General features: G+C 44.4%; 15 protein-coding genes. 2 read left to right on the forward strand and 13 right to left on the reverse strand.

Annotated features, from left to right (window positions below; translation table 11 throughout):
• Positions 1 to 6 precede the first annotated feature (6 nt).
• Positions 7 to 792: a C4-type zinc ribbon domain-containing protein gene (locus VFC92_11530; GenBank protein ID HZK08818.1), complete on the forward strand. Its 786-nt coding sequence runs from the start codon at positions 7 to 9 to the stop codon at positions 790 to 792.
• Between the two features lie 110 nt (positions 793 to 902).
• Here the strand turns inward: VFC92_11530 and VFC92_11535 are convergent, their stop codons facing one another.
• Positions 903 to 2,369: a hypothetical protein gene (locus tag VFC92_11535; GenBank protein ID HZK08819.1), complete on the reverse strand. Its 1,467-nt coding sequence runs from the start codon at positions 2,367 to 2,369 to the stop codon at positions 903 to 905.
• A gap of 37 nt (positions 2,370 to 2,406) precedes the next feature.
• Complete coding sequence (locus VFC92_11540) at positions 2,407 to 3,963, reverse strand: hypothetical protein (protein HZK08820.1); 1,557 nt, start codon at positions 3,961 to 3,963, stop codon at positions 2,407 to 2,409.
• Between the two features lie 134 nt (positions 3,964 to 4,097).
• Between VFC92_11540 and proS the strand changes: the two genes are divergently transcribed.
• Positions 4,098 to 5,570, forward strand: a complete 1,473-nt coding sequence (proS, locus tag VFC92_11545) for a proline--tRNA ligase (protein ID HZK08821.1) — start codon at positions 4,098 to 4,100, stop codon at positions 5,568 to 5,570.
• Positions 5,571 to 5,575: 5 nt separating this feature from the next.
• On the opposite strand, the gene VFC92_11550 is transcribed toward proS, so the two are convergent.
• The 11 genes from VFC92_11550 to VFC92_11600 form a co-directional block, all read right to left on the reverse strand.
• Positions 5,576 to 6,331: a DUF2807 domain-containing protein gene (locus VFC92_11550; protein HZK08822.1), complete on the reverse strand. Its 756-nt coding sequence runs from the start codon at positions 6,329 to 6,331 to the stop codon at positions 5,576 to 5,578.
• A 25-nt stretch (positions 6,332 to 6,356) separates the two neighbouring features.
• Positions 6,357 to 7,493: an acyloxyacyl hydrolase gene (locus VFC92_11555; protein ID HZK08823.1), complete on the reverse strand. Its 1,137-nt coding sequence runs from the start codon at positions 7,491 to 7,493 to the stop codon at positions 6,357 to 6,359.
• Between the two features lie 119 nt (positions 7,494 to 7,612).
• Positions 7,613 to 9,247, reverse strand: coding sequence for a molybdopterin-dependent oxidoreductase (locus VFC92_11560; GenBank protein ID HZK08824.1), 1,635 nt, complete (start codon positions 9,245 to 9,247; stop codon positions 7,613 to 7,615).
• Positions 9,248 to 9,397: 150 nt separating this feature from the next.
• The gene (gene deoC / locus VFC92_11565) at positions 9,398 to 10,243 is read right to left on the reverse strand and encodes a deoxyribose-phosphate aldolase (protein HZK08825.1); all 846 of its coding nucleotides are present in this window, start codon (positions 10,241 to 10,243) and stop codon (positions 9,398 to 9,400) included.
• Between the two features lie 44 nt (positions 10,244 to 10,287).
• Complete coding sequence (locus VFC92_11570) at positions 10,288 to 12,483, reverse strand: KamA family protein (protein HZK08826.1); 2,196 nt, start codon at positions 12,481 to 12,483, stop codon at positions 10,288 to 10,290.
• A gap of 488 nt (positions 12,484 to 12,971) precedes the next feature.
• The gene (locus VFC92_11575) at positions 12,972 to 13,226 is read right to left on the reverse strand and encodes a hypothetical protein (GenBank protein ID HZK08827.1); all 255 of its coding nucleotides are present in this window, start codon (positions 13,224 to 13,226) and stop codon (positions 12,972 to 12,974) included.
• A 485-nt stretch (positions 13,227 to 13,711) separates the two neighbouring features.
• Entirely contained in the window at positions 13,712 to 15,352 is a 1,641-nt protein-coding gene (locus VFC92_11580; GenBank protein HZK08828.1) for a tetratricopeptide repeat protein, read from the reverse strand.
• Positions 15,353 to 15,356: 4 nt separating this feature from the next.
• Positions 15,357 to 16,070, reverse strand: coding sequence for a hypothetical protein (locus tag VFC92_11585; protein ID HZK08829.1), 714 nt, complete (start codon positions 16,068 to 16,070; stop codon positions 15,357 to 15,359).
• A complete protein-coding gene (locus tag VFC92_11590; GenBank protein ID HZK08830.1) occupies positions 16,048 to 17,187 on the reverse strand; it encodes a protein phosphatase 2C domain-containing protein in 1,140 nt (379 codons plus the stop codon). The genes VFC92_11585 and VFC92_11590 overlap by 23 nt, the downstream gene beginning before the upstream one ends.
• Positions 17,188 to 17,198: 11 nt before the next feature.
• Positions 17,199 to 18,647, reverse strand: coding sequence for a serine/threonine-protein kinase (locus VFC92_11595; protein HZK08831.1), 1,449 nt, complete (start codon positions 18,645 to 18,647; stop codon positions 17,199 to 17,201).
• 127 nt (positions 18,648 to 18,774) lie between these two features.
• Positions 18,775 to 19,888: SUMF1/EgtB/PvdO family nonheme iron enzyme (locus tag VFC92_11600; protein ID HZK08832.1), on the reverse strand; the 1,114-nt coding region annotated here is incomplete at its 5' end.

The raw sequence follows: 19,888 nt of genomic DNA on the forward strand, positions 1-19,888 counted from the left end.
AACGACATGGCAAAAGAAAGTAAAAAACCTACTCCTGAAAAGGTTGAAGTACCTGAAATTTCTATCGAAGAGAAACTGATAACATTGTACCGCCTCCAGCAGATTGATTCACAGATTGATAAAATCAGGATTATCCGCGGGGAGCTGCCCCTTGAAGTACAGGATCTGGAAGACGAAATCGAGGGTTTACAAACACGCATCGAAAAGTTTCAGGAAGAGGTGAAAAGCTACGAAAAGCAAGTAACTGAGAAGAAACACGCGATGAAAGAAAGCACCACGCTGATTAAAAAATATGAAGAGCAGCAGATGAACGTGCGCAACAACCGCGAGTACGATTCGCTGAGCAAAGAAACTGAGTTTCAAAATCTGGAGATTCAACTGGCCGAAAAGCGAATCAAAGAATTTAACACTACCCTGGATCTGAAAAATGAGCAGATTAAAGAATCCAAATCTTTGTTGAAAGAGCGCGAAACAGATTTACGTGTCAAAAATTCGGAGCTGAAAGATATTGTACAGGAAACTGAGAAAGAAGAACAAACGCTGCTTAAGAAGTCGGTAGAACTGAAAAAAAACTTCGACGACAGGCTAGTGGTTGCTTACAACCGTATCCGCACAAACGCCCGCAATGGCCTGGCAGTGGTTCCGATAGAAAGGGATGCCTGCGGTGGCTGTTTTAACAAAATCCCACCCCAGCACCACCTCGACATCCGCATGCACAAAAAAATTATTGTTTGTGAATATTGCGGACGCATCCTGGTAGACAACGATTTGGCCGACAGCCTCAAAAAATAAGTCGATATCAGACACAAAAAAAGCGGTACAAATTTGTACCGCTTTTTTTTTAATCCAAAATCAGTATTTAAGGGGTAGTAATCCTCTGTCAGATTACAGATTTCTGAGGGTTAATTGAACCTGAATCCTAAAGTGAGCATAAAGTTGTAATTGCTGTATTTTACGTCGGCTGCTGCCGAATAATTATAGCTGCTGTAGAGATAGTTTGTCATGTCGCTAAAGGAATAAGCCAGGGCTGCATCAATAAAGAAGTCGGCATTACGATAACCCAGTCCACCCGAAACCATTTGCACCATTCCATCGTTCACATCGCTGCTAAAGGGACTCATCTGGTAGGCATACCCGCCGCGAACCTGCATCACTCCTACAAAAAATTCAGCACCCACTCTAAAGTTGTGTGTTTGGGTAAAGTTGTTGCGAATGAGTTCGTTTTTATCCGAAAAATCAACTGATGGCCGTAACCGTGCACTGGTGTAATCCACATATTCATAATCAGCACTTACCAATCCAATGCGTCCTAATAAATATGCAGCACTGGCCGAAACACGCCACGGCGTTTTTATATCGTATTGAAATTCGCCCAACGGCGATCCGGCAGTGTAATTATCACCGTTAGCAAATTCAGAGCGTGTGCTGGTGCTCCATTTGTCGGTTATGTTGTTGAACCAGGTAGGTGTGTGAAAGGCTGCTCCCACACGCAATTGCGGAGTTGCTTTTACAATGGCTCCAAATTTAATATTAAAGCCACTGCCTTTGGTCTCCAAATTTTCGCGCACTCTAAAATTGTCGAGATCGCGGTTTTCGGTTTGGTTAAACTCCCTGTAAATCGAAATCTGCTCATAGCGGAAATAGGGAAAGCCAAAGGTAAGCCCCAGATAAACCCGATCGTTGAGGTTTATGCCACCACTCAACACCACTTCATTCATCGATCCTTTGGTTTCAATGGATTTTTGTTGCAATGCAGAGGTAAACCCACCAAAATAGTCGTAGGCATTGACGTAAGAAAGCGGGCTTACGCCAATAAGTGTATCGATGAGATAGGTATCGAATGCCGGTCGAGTATCAAATCTGTTGAGCGATTCCGGATTTTGGTTGCCGGCATATTCCACGTAAGTATCGAGCAACGAGTTTTGGTTATTTACTCCCTTTATGATAACACGTTGGTTGAAGTCTTTGACCCTGTTGAGCCCAAAGGCAGCCTGATAATTCACTACCGGACTACGGTCGAGACGGTTGGCGGGAGTCCCTGTGAGCACAATGCCAACATTTCCCAAAGCAAACCGATTGCGACCATCATCCATTTTGGAACCCCCATAAGCACTTTCAGCATTATTAAAAACAATAGAAGGCGTTATGGTAAACTCCGACTTTTTGTACAATCCCAATCCGGCAGGGTTGGTACTTATCGACGAAAAGTCGGCTCCGATGGCTCCGTAGGCTCCGGCCATTCCCACGTATCGGGCAGTACCGGTAATTTGTGGTGTGGAATAGCGCAACACATCTTCTTCGTTTTGTGCCATGGCGCCGGTGGCCATCAGCAAACATACCAACAGTATGATAAACGGTGAATTTTTCATAATGAAATCTTACTTATTAATTGATTAAAAAAGGTCGTTATCTGCCCCTGCGTCCTGATCCTGATGAGGAGCTACCACTACTGCTACCACTACTGCTGCCAGAGCTGCTGCCCGACGAGCGTGATGGCGACGAAACACTGCTACCCGACGATCGCGCCGGTGGCGAATAGCTTCTGCTGGGCTGGCTGTAGCTTCCCGACGAACGCGACGGGCTGGTGTAGCTGCGTGTGTTCGACGGCGACTGCTGGGTATTAGAGCGCGAGGGTGTCGGAGCAACGCTGCGCGAACTCCGCCCCTGATTCTCAAAACTGTTAGTCGTACGTGTAGGCGTAGTGTATTGCCTTACCTGTCGCGAATTCGGCACAGTGTATTCGTTGCTCGAGCGTGGGCGTGTAGTACTTGGCGAAGTGTAACGCTTCGGTTCGGCAGCACGACTGTTGGAGAGTGACTCTGTGGCCGGCTTGGCATAGCGTTTTGTACGCGTGTAAGTATCGTTACGCTCGGTGGTACGCTGTGGCTGAGCATTTTCGCGGGTAGCAGGCTGCACGTTTTGCTGCTGACGAACGTCACGTTGTTGGGTAACTACCGGCTGAGTTTGCGGCTTAACATATTTTTGCTGCACCTCATTGTCCATCACCGGCTGGCGGCTCGAACGTGCTGTGCCCGGAGTTCCACTTTCGGGTTTTGTCATCTTTTCAGTACGGGTAACCCTTTCAGTAGTTTCGGCTGAGGTGCCTGCGGGAGTTATAATCCGCGAACCGCGTTCACTGACAGCGGGGGTTGTGGTGCCGGCTGCTTTAGTTCCAGCGGCACCATTAATTCTGCTTTCGCGACTAGGCGAAACACTGCTTTTATTCTCACCATCACCAGTGTTGCTGATACGCGAGCCACGAGCTTCACTGCTTCCGATTAGAGAGCTACCACGCGAGTCGCGCGGACCATAATAACGTTCGGGGTAGACACCCTCTCCGCCGCCGCCAGGGTAATATCCACCACCACCGGGGTAATATCCGCCACCAGCGTAGTATCCATTCCAATATCCCTGGTTGTAGCCCATCCAGTAAGAGCCACCACCGTACCACGGCGAATACCAGGGAGAATACCATGGATCATAATATCCGCCGCCCCATCCCCAGCCGAAGCCCATCGAAAAGTACGACGAAGGAAACCCCATGCCGTAACTAAACGAAAGCCCGGAACCATAGTAAGGATAGCCACCGTAAACCGGAGCATAGTAGCCAAAATTACCGTAGTTGTTTTGGAAACGATTGATGCGGGTGGCATAATCGTAATCATAATATTCTTCTGTTTCCTCCACATAATAGTATTCATTGTTGGAAGCAGCGGGAGCGGCATCATCGTCGTATTGATACGATTTTTGCTCGCTGTTGTCCACCACTGCTGACTCCGGCTGCGACGAATAGGAATAGGAATCGCTGGCAGCAGTGCCATTATGAATGGTGCGTGTGGTTTTTGTAGTGGACTGACTTACCACTTTTTTATCCCTGGCGGGGGTGTAGTAAACGTCGTCGTAAACTGCGGCTGTTTCGTAGGTGGCAGTACACGAAGTAACTGCAAACAGTACGATTGCCAAATAAATTAAATTTTTCATTCTAAGTCCCTCCTTATGGCTGGTTAGTTGTGATGTATGTTTTGAAATTATATTTTTATACTTTTGCATCGCTTAAATTTGAACTAAAAATTCCAAAAACTATACCAAAAAACACTATGGCAAAAGATTTTCCGACGCGGGAAGAAAACTACGCACAATGGTACAACGATCTTGTGATTAAAGCAGATCTGGCCGAAAACTCAGCCGTTCGCGGCTGCATGGTCATCAAGCCCCATGGCTACGCTATCTGGGAGAAAATACAGGCTCAGCTCGACAAGATGTTTAAAGCTACCGGCCATCAAAACGCCTATTTCCCACTATTTATTCCAAAATCATTTTTTAGCAAAGAAGCCGCTCACGTCGAAGGCTTTGCAAAAGAGTGTGCAGTAGTAACGCATTACCGCCTCAAAAATTCAGAAGACGGAAAAAGCGTAGTTGTTGATGAAGATGCACGCCTTGATGAGGAACTCATCATCCGTCCAACCAGCGAAACCATCATCTGGGACACTTACCGCAACTGGATACAGTCGTACCGCGACCTGCCGTTGCTCATCAACCAATGGGCCAACGTGGTTCGGTGGGAAATGCGCACCCGTCTGTTTTTACGTACCACCGAATTTCTTTGGCAGGAAGGGCACACCGCGCACGAGACCGAGGAAGAAGCTGTCGAAGAAACTTTAAAGATGATGAATGTGTATACCGAATTTGCCGAAAAATGGATGGCGCTGCCGGTGCACAAAGGATTGAAGTCGGCCAACGAAAAATTTGCCGGAGCTGTGGACACCTACTGTATCGAAGCGTTGATGCAGGATGGAAAAGCCTTGCAGGCAGGCACATCCCATTTCCTAGGACAAAATTTTGCCCGCGCTTTTGATGTCAAGTTTCTCAATAAAGAAAATAAATTGGAATATGTGTGGGCCACCTCATGGGGTGTTTCCACGCGGCTGATGGGCGCTTTAATTATGGCCCATTCCGACGATCATGGCCTGGTGCTGCCACCAAAACTGGCGCCCATCCAGGTGGCCATTGTTCCTATTTATAAAAATAGCGACCAACTGGCGGCAATTTCCGAAAAGGCCAATGCGATAAAAAAAGCACTCCAAGACAAAGGCATTTCTGTAAAGTACGACGACCGCACCATCTATAAGCCAGGGTGGAAATTTTCGGAGTACGAATTTAAAGGTGTACCGGTGCGTCTGGCCATTGGCCCGCGCGACCTGGAGAACGGAACCGTAGAGGTAGCCCGCCGCGATACACTCGAAAAAGAGACGTACCAGATCACCGATATTGAAAATAAAATCCTGCATCTGCTCGACAATATCCAGGACAACCTCTATCGCAAGGCGCTTGTTTTCCGCGAAGAGAATACTTTTAAAGTAGATACCTGGGATGATTTTAAAGAACAGGTAGAAAAAGGCGGCTTTGTGCTGGCACACTGGGATGGCACCACCGAAACGGAATTAAAAATAAAAGAAGAAACCAAGGCGACCATCCGCACCATCCCGCTCGACAACAAAAAAGAGGCGGGCACGTGCATCTTTAGCGGACAGCCCAGCGAGCAACGCGTTATTTTCGCGAAAGCGTATTAAAACTTTTATTCATTAGATTTTATCAACTGCCCGCTGCTCTCGAGGAAAAGCTCGATGTGCTGCGGGTCGTTGGTATAATATACATTGCCAATGTCGCGAAGGGAGACAAAAAAATACTCGTCGCCGCCCCGCACACGGCAGTCGTTGCGACTTTCTGCGCCCATATTCATGTAAACAGAATGAAGCTGCGTGAGGTCAAGTCGGCCAACACCGGCGTGGTAGCAGTTCGCTCGGTAAGCTCGTCCACGGATGGTTACGTCGGCAGTACCGTCGAAGTATTCGATGGCTAACTTTTCGCAATCCACCTCCACTTCTACCTTAGCAACGCTCTTGTTCAAACGAATCGAAAACTTGTCCTGCTTAATCGGTAACTGGGTGTAAACGCCGGCATGCGATCGTATAGTGAGCGTATCAAACTGCGGCGCCGTAACAACCACTTTAATGGGCTTCCAGGGATCTGTGAGCAGGAGACACGAACTCTCGTTGCTCAGTAAAAGCGTATTATTTTCAATATTAATACCCAGCATCGGAATAATGTTTTCGCCTGCGGTGATCTGCACCATGTACTCGTTGCCTTGCGCAAGGGTAAGCTCCAGATTGTCGTACACCACCACATTACCAAAAGGATACAAGCCGATGCGTTCGGTTACCGTAGCTCCTTTTCCTTTAAGACATTCATTGAAAGTATCCTGACATCCCACCAATAGCAGCAACACCAACATTACGCAAGTGAAAATACCTATGTGAATTACTCTTTTCATTTTAGAGCTTAAAAAATTCATTGTTTTAAATAATAATGCCCAGGCCAAAACTCAGAAACTCCGCTTTGGCCCAATGGGCCTGCAATGTTACCGAAGCATAAGTGTATCGGGTAAAGCGATAACCAACGCCCAGCTTGTTGTAAAACTGTTCGTCGGTGTATTCGGCATTGTAAAGATACACGCCCAGATTCATCAACAACGAAAGTCTGTCGAACGTCCACTCATGTCCCAGGCTAATGCCTCCTTTAACCACATCTTCATATTTATCCACCGGCACACCATCGGCTTCCATGGCGTATTTCGTCGATTCGTCGTAAACAGCATCCACGTCGAGCAGCAGCCGGTTGGTGTTGTTGTAATAGCCACCCACACTCACCTGCCCAATATACACCCGAAACTCTTTGTCCCACACATCATTGTTTTCTTTCAGCGCCATGGCGGCACCAATACGCACATTCACTTTTCCTCTCATTTTTTTAATTTGTTCAGGCTTCACAAAGATAATAGGGCGACGAGTGATTTTATATTCCAGCCCTGCAAAAAGTGCGGGCATGTTCAGGCCATAATTGGGCGTTTTGATGGTGCCGTTGGAAACATGTGTCATCGAAATACCTGCGCTGACGCGAAGCTGTGAATTAAGTCGAAGGGTGGTTTTAAGCTGGAAATTTACGGCTGCATTGTAATGCGATCCAATGGTAAGGTTTTGATAATTTTCTATCCGGTCGAATTTTTTGGTAAGATAAGCAACACCCAGCCCTACGCCGAAAGTTATCTGGATTTTATCGCGGCGCAGCAGCGGCAGCCGCATGTTTGGAACCAATGCATGCATCACTCCCAAGGGTTCGGAGCCACCAAAATCAGAATAAAAATAGGTGAGACCAATTTGCGGATAATGACGCTGATATTGACTATTGCGGCGTCCATCGGTTTGCAGCAGCAGGCTGGCTTCAACAATCGGGAAGTAACCATCGGTAAGCGCCCACATCTCCGGATGATGCAGTATGATAAAACCGTAATTAATTTTACTTTCGATACTAAGCCGGTCGATAAAGCGCGACTGTTTTTCCTGAGCATGTAAAATTGTCGGCAGCGCAAGCATCAGCATCAGCCCGAAAAATGTCTGCAAATAAATTATTGAAATATGGGCTTTAATGATGCGCATTTCCGATTGTTAAGCGGACAAAAGTAGTTTGTTTGCCGGAACCATGCAGCTATCTTCCGCAGTGGTATTTTTTACTTCAACTTCGGGATTATTCGCAGCCTAGGCGTTCGCGTCTGGATTTAATGAGTTATTTCCTCAATTCTTTTGTGCAAAATGTCGCAGCCAAAATCAAACATCCGGTTCATGTTGTCGCGCCGGGTAAATTGCAAATTTGGTGACGTCTGCTGTTGCGGGTCAGGCATAAGCTGATTGGCTTCTTGCATAATTTGGTGATGGCTGTCGGTGGTATTCACACCCAAATTACGCAGCAGCGTGGCAAGTTGTTGCAATGAATTTTTAATCGGCACCGACTTTCTCTGCACTTCGATGGTTTGCCGTACCTTATGCGTATTGATGTAGGTTCCGCCAGTTTCGAAAGGCAATGAGGCCGGCAACACCAGATCGGCGCGGGCGGCGGTATCGGTAATAAAATAATCCTGCACCATCAAAAACTCAACCTGATTCAACCAATGATCAACTCTTGGTTTATCGACGGCACACCCCACCGTGTCTTCTCCAAAAACAAAGATATTTTTCAGCAACCCCTGATCCAGTAACTTGTATGGGCTCAGGATTTCGCGTGGCAGATTTTTTACATTCCACAATTCCTCCAGATGTTCCACCACGCCGGGAGCATCGTAAGGCAGGAAACCGGGCGCCACTTTATGGCAGCCTCCCATTTCGATAACACCCTGCGCATTATTTTTTTCTTTGAGCGCTAGGTAACGACGGGGTTGCAACGAATCAGCAGCAGCTCCGGCGTTAGCCAGCAAGGTCATATTTGCAATTTCCAGGCAACTGTTCGACGAAAGTTCTTTTTCGGAACAAATCAACAAAACCTCCGGCTGACTGCAAAAAGATTTAGCGAAAGCGGCCAACTGATCAATGCAGCAAATGCCTGACTTTGCGAAAAGCTCATCGAAATCCTCCTGCATCACAGCAGCTTTGTATTCGTCATAGTTTTCAATTTTCTGCCGCAGCCTCTTCTCATTGAGCAAATTTCCCGAAAGGAGAAAATAATTTGCTGCACGCAAAAACCAGTAGTAGCTTGTGATGGTAAAAACCTGATCGGCTATTTTGTCGTTTAACAAATCAGGCGCAGTGGTGACAAACTGAACGGACGCATTGCCCTCGCTTCGCCTTTTAGCGATAAGCTGACCAAGAATTGGATGATCCTCCTGCAGTTTGCTGCCGATAATAAAAATATCCCCGGCGGTATCGATAGCGCACAACGGTGCGCAGTGGCTGGCGTTGTGGCCATAACCAATGCCGCGTCCCATGTAATGGAAACAGTTGACGTTGTTGGTGCCGGCGCCAGCCCGGGTCAGTTTCTGCACCATGTAAATTTCTTCGCAGGTAAGCCGGGCACCGGAATAAAAAGCATTTTCGTCGGGATCGACAGCGCGGATACGTTCGGTGATAATGCGAAAAGCCTCTTCCCACGACACCTCCTCTAACTGCCCGCTGCGTCGCAGCAATGGACGAACAATGCGCGAACGGTCGTTGAGATAATCAAAACCCTGAGCTGCTTTCGGGGAGATCAAGCCATGTGTATTGAGCGTGCCCTTCCGTGCGCTGGCTCCGGTAAAATTTCCGGACTGGTGATGAAGGTTTATCTCAAAACCTTCCGAGCCATAATTGTCGATGCTTTGGATGATTTCTTCTGGTTGTACCGAAACTTCCGGATTGGTCTTTTTATCTTCGTTGGTGAGCATTGTTTTTATTTTTATAAATCTTAATTCTATGATAAAACGATGGTGCCCAATTGGAGCTTTGATTCATGGCGCCGATTGGTAACAAAGCGCTTTGCACTTTATTAATAGTGATTAACCGTTTGGGGTCAGACAGGAAAACAATAATTTTCTCTACCCTTTTATCTCTGCTGCTACTTTGTCGGCCAGGCGGCTGGCGCCAATGCGGAAATATTTTTTATCGAGCCAGGCATCGCCCAGGATTTCTTTTACCAAAAGGTAATATTTGATGGCATCATCAGGATCGGCAATGCCACCCGATGGTTTTATGCCGACCATTCTACCGGTTTTTTCATAAAACTCTTTGATGGTGTCGAGCATAATGAGCACGGCTTGCAGTGTAGCTGTCGGCTTGGTTTTCCCAGTGGAAGTTTTCAAGAAGTCGGCACCGGCATTGAGGGCTATCTCGCTAGCGCGTCGGATTTTATAAACGGTCTCCAGTTCACCTGTTTCCAGAATTACTTTGAGGGTAGCCTTGCCGGCTGCCTTGCGCATGGCTTCGAGCTGTGTCTGCATCTCATTGCATTTGTTGGCCAGCATGTATCCTCGGTCTATCACCACGTCCACTTCGTGGGCACCGGCCTTCACGGCATACTCCACCTCGGCACGTTTTATTTCTGTAGGCGCCTGCCCGTGCGGAAAGCCTCCCGCCACGGTTGCCACTTTTACGCCGGTACCTTCGAGTTGCTTGCGTGCCTGCGCCACAAAGGGCATGTAAAAACACACTGCGGCAACATCAGGAAGTCCGGAATTCTGCTTGGAAAAGCTGTGCGCATGTTCGCACATCGAAAAAATCTTAACACTAGTGTCGGTGCCTTCCAGCGAGGTAAGATCGATGCAGCTCAGGATAGTTTTGAGTGCTGCAGCACGTCCGGCGCCAGAAACTGTTTTGCTGGTAATTGCCAAAGCCCTTTCGGTAATGGCTTCGTAGGGATGTTCGTAATTATTAAAAGCTATCATATTTTTTAAATTTTCTTTTTAATGTCCTACGAAGATCGTATTTTTTACTGATTCTTGCTGATGTCGAAATTGGTAAACTCCTCTGTAGTTCCAAAGTCATATTTTGGATATTCGTACACAGGGATGCGCGGCTCGGTAATGCCGAGGCTGTAGCCCCAGAGATTTTCGTATTCGGCTAGGTCTTCGCCAAGCGTTTCGAGCTGCTGCAAATATTGCCACATCGACTTACTCTCGATGATTACCACGCGCCCCATCTGATGGATGATGGGACTGTGGCGACGGTTTTTGTCGTGGTCGAACTCCAAGATGCGGCGTCCGTTGGCGGTGATGCCGATGGTACGAAACCGCAGGCTTTTGCCTACGCCTGGCATGTTGAGCACGTTGCGGTCGGTGCCCAAAAATGGAAGATTCTCCTGACGCCGCAGCTCATCAATCTTGCTTACCATCTGCTCGGCCTGCAATGGAAAGTCGGCGATTACATCATAATATTCAAAAGGTATTTCACCAAAACTCTTCTCTTCTATCTGTTCCTGCACAGCGCGGGCATTGGTGGCAAAGTTGGATTTATTCTCCTGGTATCCTTTTACCGTAAAGGTGTAATAGGTAAGCACACCAATGTCATTGAGCGTCTTGCGCAACTTGGAGGTGTGTCCGCGAACGGACGCCGCTGTGGTAAAAACCTGCTGGTTGGTAACGATCCAACCTGCCGAGAGCAGCCGGGCGATGGCTTGTTTCACCTCGGGGGTGATCTCCATGGCGCTGACAAAATGCGTTTGTATCACAAATTGCGTAAAGCCAATGCGCGAGGCTTTGGCTTTAAATTCGGCGAGGATGGCGGTGAGTTCGGGCGTAACACGCTGCGGTATGTAAATCGGCAGGCGCGTGCCCAGCCGGATGCGTATCATCTCGGCGTATTTTTCGCCCTGCGGACGCTTTTTGTTTGCCTCTATTTTGCGACAAGCCATATCGTAAACGCTGTCGAGCAGCAGCCTGATGCTTTTGTCGGCGCTCATCAGCGCATCGCCACCGGTGATGAGGATGTCGCGCAGTTGTGCGTCGTTTTCGAAATAGTCGAGCAGGCCGCGCAACTTCTCCGGCCATTTTTCTTTGGGTTTGAGCTTGTCGAGGTCGAAGTTGAGACGGCCACTCTGAAAATCGTACATGCGCTGACACGAAACACACAATCCGCCACAGGCGCGGCCCACAGTGTCGGGGATGAGGATGGCCACTTCGGGATAACGGCGGTGGATATTATGACGCGAAGGAAGCAGCCAGCCGGCGGCGTTGGGTTCGCCAGGCTGCACAATATCTTCTTTTTCCCAAGCCACAATCTGTCCGAATTCATCTATCAAATCCTGGCTCACAAACACATAATCGCGGAGCACCTGGTCGGTACCAGCGGCAAAATCGGAGGTATCCACATTAAGCAGTGATAGATAATAAGGGTTTACAAAAATGGGAATCCCGTTTTGCTGTGCTTGTCGCAATTTCTTCATGGTAGCAGCATCGAGCGAGTCGTCGAGCATCTCGTTGAGCAACTCGGGCGTTCTGACAGCAAATTTGAGATGGAAATGGCTGGTATCCCACCATTGCAGCGCGCGTTCCATCTTTTGTTCGGCGCTCATGCCTTCGTCGAATTTGTAGCGCTCACTTTTTACAATTCCCTGCGCTATCCTGCTGATGATGACACGGAGAATACGTTCGCGGTTTTGGCGCCGTATCTCCATCATCTCTTTGTCCAGCCCCGACGGATGCCTTTCCATCCAGATGTCGAGTTGGTCTTTTTCGGGAAGCTGCCGTTGGGTGGTTCCGCTAAACTGACGAAACAGGTGCAGCATATCTCTGAAATAATCTTCGCTGCCGCCGCCACGGCCATTTTTTATAGCCTGCCACAGTGCGTCGAAAGGACGGTTGATAATAACGTCGCCGTGGAGGTTCAGGTCGTCGAACCGGCGTCCGGTATTGTCGATATAATCGAGGATCCGTATGGCGCCAAAGTCGCGCCAGGTTAGCTTTCGGTAGGCCTGCCGGGAAGTTTCCTCCCGATTAAAAAAAGCAAGTGCTATCTTGCGGTTGCTGAGAAACTCGTAAGCGTGTCGGCGCAGCGCCTGTGCAGCCCCATCGGGCGATGGTGCCTGGCTAAAGATGGCGCCAATAGCAGGATGCTCACTCAGCAGGCGCTGCAGCACTCGCTGGGCCTTCATCCCTATCGTTTCGCGTGGATTATTGGTATTGATCATCGAAATCTGTTTTTTTTGAAATAATACATGCGGAGGCATCTGACCTGGCAGGCGCCCGGAGCGCCCGAAAAGAAATGAGCCATGGGTAGTAACGATTTCTATGCGCGCGTCTGGCGGCCTCACACTTCATTCTGCTCTACCCCCGGCAAAAATGTCGCTGCAAAGATACGCTTTCCACGAAAAACATCCAAACGACAACCCACACAGGATATGGCACTGCGTGCTTTACGAGCGTTTAAATACCTGATTTTTGGGATTTTGGAGAACCTTTTAATTTCTGTCTTTTAGAAGAGAAAATTTCAAATACAAATCTTTATTTTTAAAAATGCAGCCATACAATCCACCTTTTTAGGCTGTATCGATAAAAGGAATGAGCTACAAATTTTTATGAGTGGAGCGGCGGCTGGCTAAGATTGGCTCTACGGATATTTATCCATTTAAGTTCAATTAATAAAACCAGCAGAGGATTGGATATAAATGAGACCTTTTCATTTTTTTGTAAGTTCACCAATTAACGAATCATAATCATCGCCATTGACTTTCACCAGGTTCTTTTTGCTATTTAGTTCTTCAATTGCTGTTGTAAGGAAGGCTTCATTCTCAGGTTGATTTAACAATTGTTCCGTTACGTCCGTAAATTCCCTGACAGATATTTCTATCTCTTGATCTTTAAAAAGCGTTTTCAAGGCAATGATGAATTGCTCATTTAAATCGGATGCTTTAAATCTGAATGTTGTTTCCATGATGTATGTTTTGTGCAAAGTTAGATGATTTTTTCATACAGAGCTAATTCATAATGTGTCCACTATCATAGCACTCCCACAATCTTTAGCTCTTCGAAAATTTTATAAACCAGGAGATGTTTGCTTAAAGAATACCAGCTCGTAAATTACCAGTTAAGCCCATCCGGTTTTACAGCCTCATCCAGATTTTCTTTCGATGCTTCAGTAATGAATTCAGGGTATGCCTGTATTCTGTTTTCATAAAGGGTTTCTGCGGAGCTAACGGTGGTCTGTGCGGAAACTTCGTACAGATCGTCGGTAGTACTTTTTTTAAGGCAAAATTTGGTTTAGTGATTTTTGGTGGTATCCATTTTGAATCCCTGACATCTCACACAACCATACTTTTTAGGCTGGTGATGAGCTATAAGCAAGGATGCGGTAATGAGAAACACTTTCTGTTTTAAGGAAAACTATGACGATTTGCACTTCAAAAAAAACCACAATTACTATTCGACCCCTAAACCTGAAATATAAAGAATGTTTGAGCTTTTCGCTTTGGCATTGTTTATCAAATCTGTTGCAAGGTTCTGACTGTTTCCCAAAATAATTCCTATTTGAAGTGCGCTTTCTTTTTTGTACTCACCAAAGTTACTTTTAAAGGAGCGGCCTAAAGATTCAATGAGAAACTCAAAGTGCATGGATTTATCATATTTTATAAATCCTGTAAAACCCTCCCCCCAAATCCCTGTTATTTCTTTTTTTAAAACCTGGTTTTCACCTCGGATGCAACAATGGTAGTCCTGGGATACACAAATCTGAATAACAGGTTTAAAAACATTCAGGCTACTTCTGGGTATTTCCGTATCTACCTGTAAGTATGCAATTCTACTATCCATGAAAGGTGTCTGTTTAAGGATAACTACTACAGCTTGGCCAACTTTAACGTTATCAATATTCACTGGAACAAAAATCACTCCCGGATTGCCATTTTGTTGTAGATAGCAATCGGCTAATAATTCATTGATTACCAATGTTAATGTATCATCTGTCACCCTCTTAGAATAAGTGTAGAAATTCCCAAAGCTAAAAATTTTATCGCTTTCGATTTTATTCTGTAATCTTTCAATGGCCTTTTTAGCTTTATTGATATTTGAATCATCTGGAAAATTAATAGTAAAACGATTGTACCAGTAAATAGCCTCCCTTGTATCGCCGGTCTTTTCATAGCATAATCCAAGATTATAGTACACTAAATTAAGATAATCGATACCTTGTTTCTTATTTACTTCTATCTGATGTAATGGATTAATGGCATTCTTGTAGTCCGGGTTGGCTTTCCTGAGTAATGAAAATGCATACAGGTGATTGTATGTCAACCGATCGGTAAGATCATTATAGTTACTGTTTTTGAGTAGCCTTATCACCTCGTTGTATTCTTTTATTTGGAATTTACAGGAAGCAGCTTTCAGGATCGAGCTCTTGTATTGTTTGTTTGTTTTATCACCAATAACTTTATAAAAAAGATCATACGCCTTTTGGTAGTCACCCGATTCCATTGCGATCAACCCTTCAGAATAGTAATTATCTGCTGCTTGTTCATCAATTGTAGAAATTTTATTAACGGCATTGTTTTTAATTAGGTAGTACCAATTAGCTTCTATTGCCGGGGAATCAATTATTCCTTGAAAGGATGATTTTGCTTTATCCCATTGCCGCGAATTTAAATAACACTCGCCTAAACAAAAAAGTGATTTTAGTTTTAAATCGGTTTTTTTTGAAATTGAAATAACACTTTTAAAATTTCGAATAGCATTGTTGTAATCAGGATTATCACACCACAGCAAATTATTACCCAACCAGTAATATGCATAATCCACAAATTCTCCATTACCATAAGATTTTAAATACTCCTCAAGGTAGAAATCAGCATTCGGGTCGTTTAATAATGAGTAAATTTCTCCCAACTTGTAAAGTGATTCCTCAGTGCCATTTTGCTTCCGTTTGTAAACTTCCCCGTAATACCTTATCGCTTCTTTATAATTACCCTCTTTCTCATATTGCTGAGCTGCTTTTATCAAACTGCTTTGACACAAACCATCAAATGATATTACAAACGACAAAAAGACAAGCAAAAAGAGATACTTCATTGTTTCAAATTATTTTGTTTAAATACCTTAATATGAAAATGACGAGAATGAGATACAGAATTACACCAATAAAATACAGAGGTATGTTATCATCACCATTGCTTGTAAACGAATTTTGGATGTTGCAGTCATTTAAAATTCTTTGAGCCAAACCCGCATCTGCTTCCGATCCATACTCAAGACTTATAGCTTTATTTTTTGTAAGTTTATCTGAAATTGACCAAACAGCTATTTGAGCAGCCCGGTTATCATGAAGTTGCTTGTTGTCTATGTAATTTACCAATTTTAATAAATCTCCGGTTGCTTTGCGAGTGGGCTTTTTATAAAAGTCGAGTATTGAAGGGGCATTTTTGTTGATTTCAATACAAAAGACACTTACCGGAGGGTCTAAAAACTCATGTGGACCAACGCGAAGCGGGAGATCTTTTGAAACAACCAAGTCCTGCGTAGCTGGATTTTTTGATTCCAAAATAGTCCCTTTCTCCAAAACTGTTTCAATAGTTTCTGCGGTTTCATTTTGAATACTTATTTCAACAATCTCTCCGTATGCGCTGCCCAACAAACTATTCCCTTCTATTATTGGCGTAATTTTGTTTTCGGCAACTGCTTTTAAAAAATCCGGACGTTCGATAGCAAATGTAAAGTCAGCCATGCAGGCCAATAAAATTAATGCTATGAGAATTCTTAAAGGCTTTCTATTTTTTCCCACCTGTTCCATTGTTTTTATTTTTGGGTTTAATATTATTGAAAGACTTTTTCGGGCTTAAGCTGTCATTCTTTGATGGCACTTCTTTTAATTTTCCATCTGCTGGCTCTTTTTGACTTTCGGTTACAGGGGCAGGTTTTTTCCTTGTTGTATCCACATTAGGTTCATCTTTTTGCTTTGTTGCTGAATCCATTGTGGTCTCTAAATTTCTTATTCCATCTTTTAAATGATGAATCGAATCTCGTAAACTATTATTCTGAACTCTTACAGGTTCAATTCTAAAGGTTTCGTTCAGGAAAAACAACATTATTACAATAATCAGCAAAGCTCCCGGAAACAACATGGTCTTCATTAGGCTCTTCTTTTTATTTAAAACTGCAACAGGACTGCCGGAATTTTCATCCATCTCAATTATTGCTGCGGTCATGTTATCATGGCCTCCACCTGAGTCGATTCCTTTTTGATTGGCTACATCAATTAATTTTTCAGTTGCATCCTCAACGTTGTTCGGGCTTATTATATTTACAATTTCATCATCAGATAGTAAACCATGAATTCCGTCGGTGCAGAGTAAAAAGCGATCACCCTGGAGATAACTCAGCTCGTGTAATTCTACATCTACAACAGGCGAAATACCCATTGCTCTTTCGATAATGTTGCTGTCAGGATGTGTTCTTGCTTGTTCTTCGTTGATAATACCCCGCTTTACGAGTTCAAAAACCTTTGAATGATCATTTGTTTTGAAAATAATTTTACCATTCCTAAGCTGGTAAATCCTGCTGTCGCCGATATGGCATGAATATGCTTTTTCTGTCGTTACCAGCAGGCAGGTAAGTGTTGTGCCCATTCCTTTCAGCTCGGGGTTTTGAACGCCTCGCCTGAATATTTCAAAGTTTGCCTTGTAAATAGAATTAAAAAGTGCGTTTACCGGATCTTCTGATTTGGACGGATTCATCTCCTCGGCAATGATGGTAGCGGCAAGTTTTGAGGCAACAGCACCTCCCTTGTGCCCGCCCATGCCATCGCAAACAATAACAAGATCCCCAAATTTTGTGGTTTGACTGGTGTGGTAATCCTGATTTTCTTTTCGTCCTCCGATGTGCGTTTGTAGGTGTGTTTTATATTTCATAACCGGTTCTATTATTTATGGTGCCCTGTAAAGTTAATTGGAATGTATTCACTTGCTTCTTTGGATGTGTCAAATGCTTTGGATTTTGAGAAGAGCATAAAAGTAGGAGATTCAATTTTTATGTCAATCGAATAATAATGATTATCTTTTCTGGTAATAAACTTGTAAAGCGATTGAAATTCTATATTTTGGAAAGCTAATTCAACTTGGTAGTTTTTATTTCCGTTCATAACTGTTACGTAAGACTTATCCCACGTAATATAAACATTCCATATCTCAGTAGCATTGGTATACCAACTACCAAGTAGTGATGATGGAAAATTAGAAATAGAGTTAAATGATGCTTTGTATACATCATTATTCTTTAAATTTTCAAAATCAGCCTGTAGTTTTTCATATTGAAGGTTTTTCTCGATAAACTTTTCATTAGCCCAATCTCTCGAATCTTCTATTTCCCAATACCATCTAAATGCACCATAGGCAAAATCATGTATCTTTTCAGGGTTTTCCTGAAAAAATATGTATAGAAAAAATAGTAAGGAATTAAGAATAATGAAGATTATTGCCACCGATTTCCAATGCTGATTTTTTACGATTGGCCTTTTTTTCTCCTCATCAATTTTCCGAATGTATTTTGAGATTTCTTTTTTGATCTCCAAAACATTTTGATATCTGTCAATTTGTTTCTTCTCGGTTGCTTTTTTGATTATTCCAAATAAGGGGGCATCGATATTTTCATTTTCCGGCAAAGGTTCGTCCACCTGTTTTTTAAGGATATCAAACTCGTTGGTGGCATCAAAGGGAGGATTGCCGGTAAGCAATTCGTAGAAGGTGATCCCCAGAGCATAAATGTCGGTGGTTTGGTCGATTTTGTCAATTTCGCCACGCACTTGCTCCGGCGGGGAGTAGTGGGGCGAACCCACCACGGTGCCCAAGCCCGTCAACGATTTGCGTGCACCGCCTGTAATCCGTGCAATGCCAAAGTCCATGAGTTTCACTGTACCATCGGAACAAAGAAAGATATTGGAGGGCTTGATGTCGCGGTGAATAATCGTAGGCTTATTTGAATGTAAAACCTCCAACCCATTGAGAACATCGCTGATGATTCTTACGGCGTATTCAGTTTCCACTTTAGGATTTTGTTTGATGAATTCGTCCAGATTTTGCCCTTCAAGAAATTCGCTCACGATATGGTAGATGCCATCTTTCTCGATAAAATCGTGCATCCTTATCAGGTTAGGATATTCAATGTTGATGGCTGCTTCGCGACGCGCTCTTTCCACATTTGCCTCATCGCGTGCCAGTTCACGATAAACCACTTTAATGGCTACCTTTTGTCCGGTTTCGGCATTTTGGCCGGAGTACACCACACCCATCCCGCCATCTGCTATCCTCGATTGCGGATCGCGGGGATCGAATGAGTAGGAGCCATTTTTACCAGTGAGAAGAATGTTTTTCATTTGTTCAGTTTTTGTTGATATTAATGATTAAAAAAATTAGGACGAATTATTTGTTTAGCCTCATGATAATCGTCGATGGAAATCATAAAAGTGTAATTAGCATTTTTCATAGCAAAAAGGTTTATAGTTAGTTCCGGGCAAGGCGAAAACCATCGTAGCTACTTTTCTTGACAGGAAAGTCCCAGTTGCGAAAAGCAACGCGGCAGTACCGATAATTGCTGCCCCACGAACCACCAATGACAACTCGGCAATCTCCTGTAATAGGCCCCTGAGGATTGATCTGGCTACCGCTATTGTAACTACCATACCAGTCGCTACACCACTCATTCACGTTGCCACTCATATCGTATATGCCCAGTTCGTTAGGCTTCTTCATACCTACAGGGTGAGTTTTGCTGTTACTATTATCAGTGTACCATGCCACCTCATCAATGTTGTTGCTGCCGGCATATTTGGTTGCACCGGTGGCTGAGCTTGTCGAAGCCCCACCTCGGGCGGCATATTCCCATTCGGCTTCAGTAGGCAGGCGGTACTTCTTGCCTGTTTTTTGATTTAGTTGCTTAATGAATTCCTGCACATCGTTCCAGCTTACATTTTCAACCGGGCAATTATCGCAGCCTTTAAAACGTAAGTCGGCAGGATCACTGCCCATTACCTCCCGCCACTGCTTTTGGGTAACCTGATATTTCCCGATCTGAAAGTCGCTCACGGTAACCTTATGGGTTGGCTTTTCGTCATAACCGCAATCGCTTTGTTCGCTGGTGCAGCCCATGGTAAAGGTGCCGCCTTTTACAAAAATCATTTCGATGACGTAATCCACATAACTCTCTTTTTCAAGGGTAATGCTTTGGTTTGGTTTTTCATTGGTTTCTAAAATCAGCGTTTTAACACCATAAATTCCAATGATCATAAATAAAACTATCAAGAATACTTTAATTATGTTATCATTAAATTTTTTGTTTACTTGCTTATCAGGAATAGCCGATTTAATTAAAACAGTAGCCAGTGCTTTTTTCAATTCACCAACGGATGCATAGCGATTCTCCTGTTTTTTGTTAGTAGCTCTTTTTATCAACTCAAAAATATTTAGAGGTATGGAAGGGTTTTCCGGCAAAGGTTCATCCACCTGTTTTTTAAGGATATCAAACTCGTTGGTGGCATCAAAGGGAGGGTTGCCGGTTAGCAATTCGTAAAAGGTAATTCCCACGGCATAAATGTCGGTAGTCTCATTGATTTTGTTG

The sequence above is a fragment of the Bacteroidales bacterium genome (genome assembly GCA_035647615.1).
GTDB lineage: Bacteria > Bacteroidota > Bacteroidia > Bacteroidales > 4484-276 > SABY01.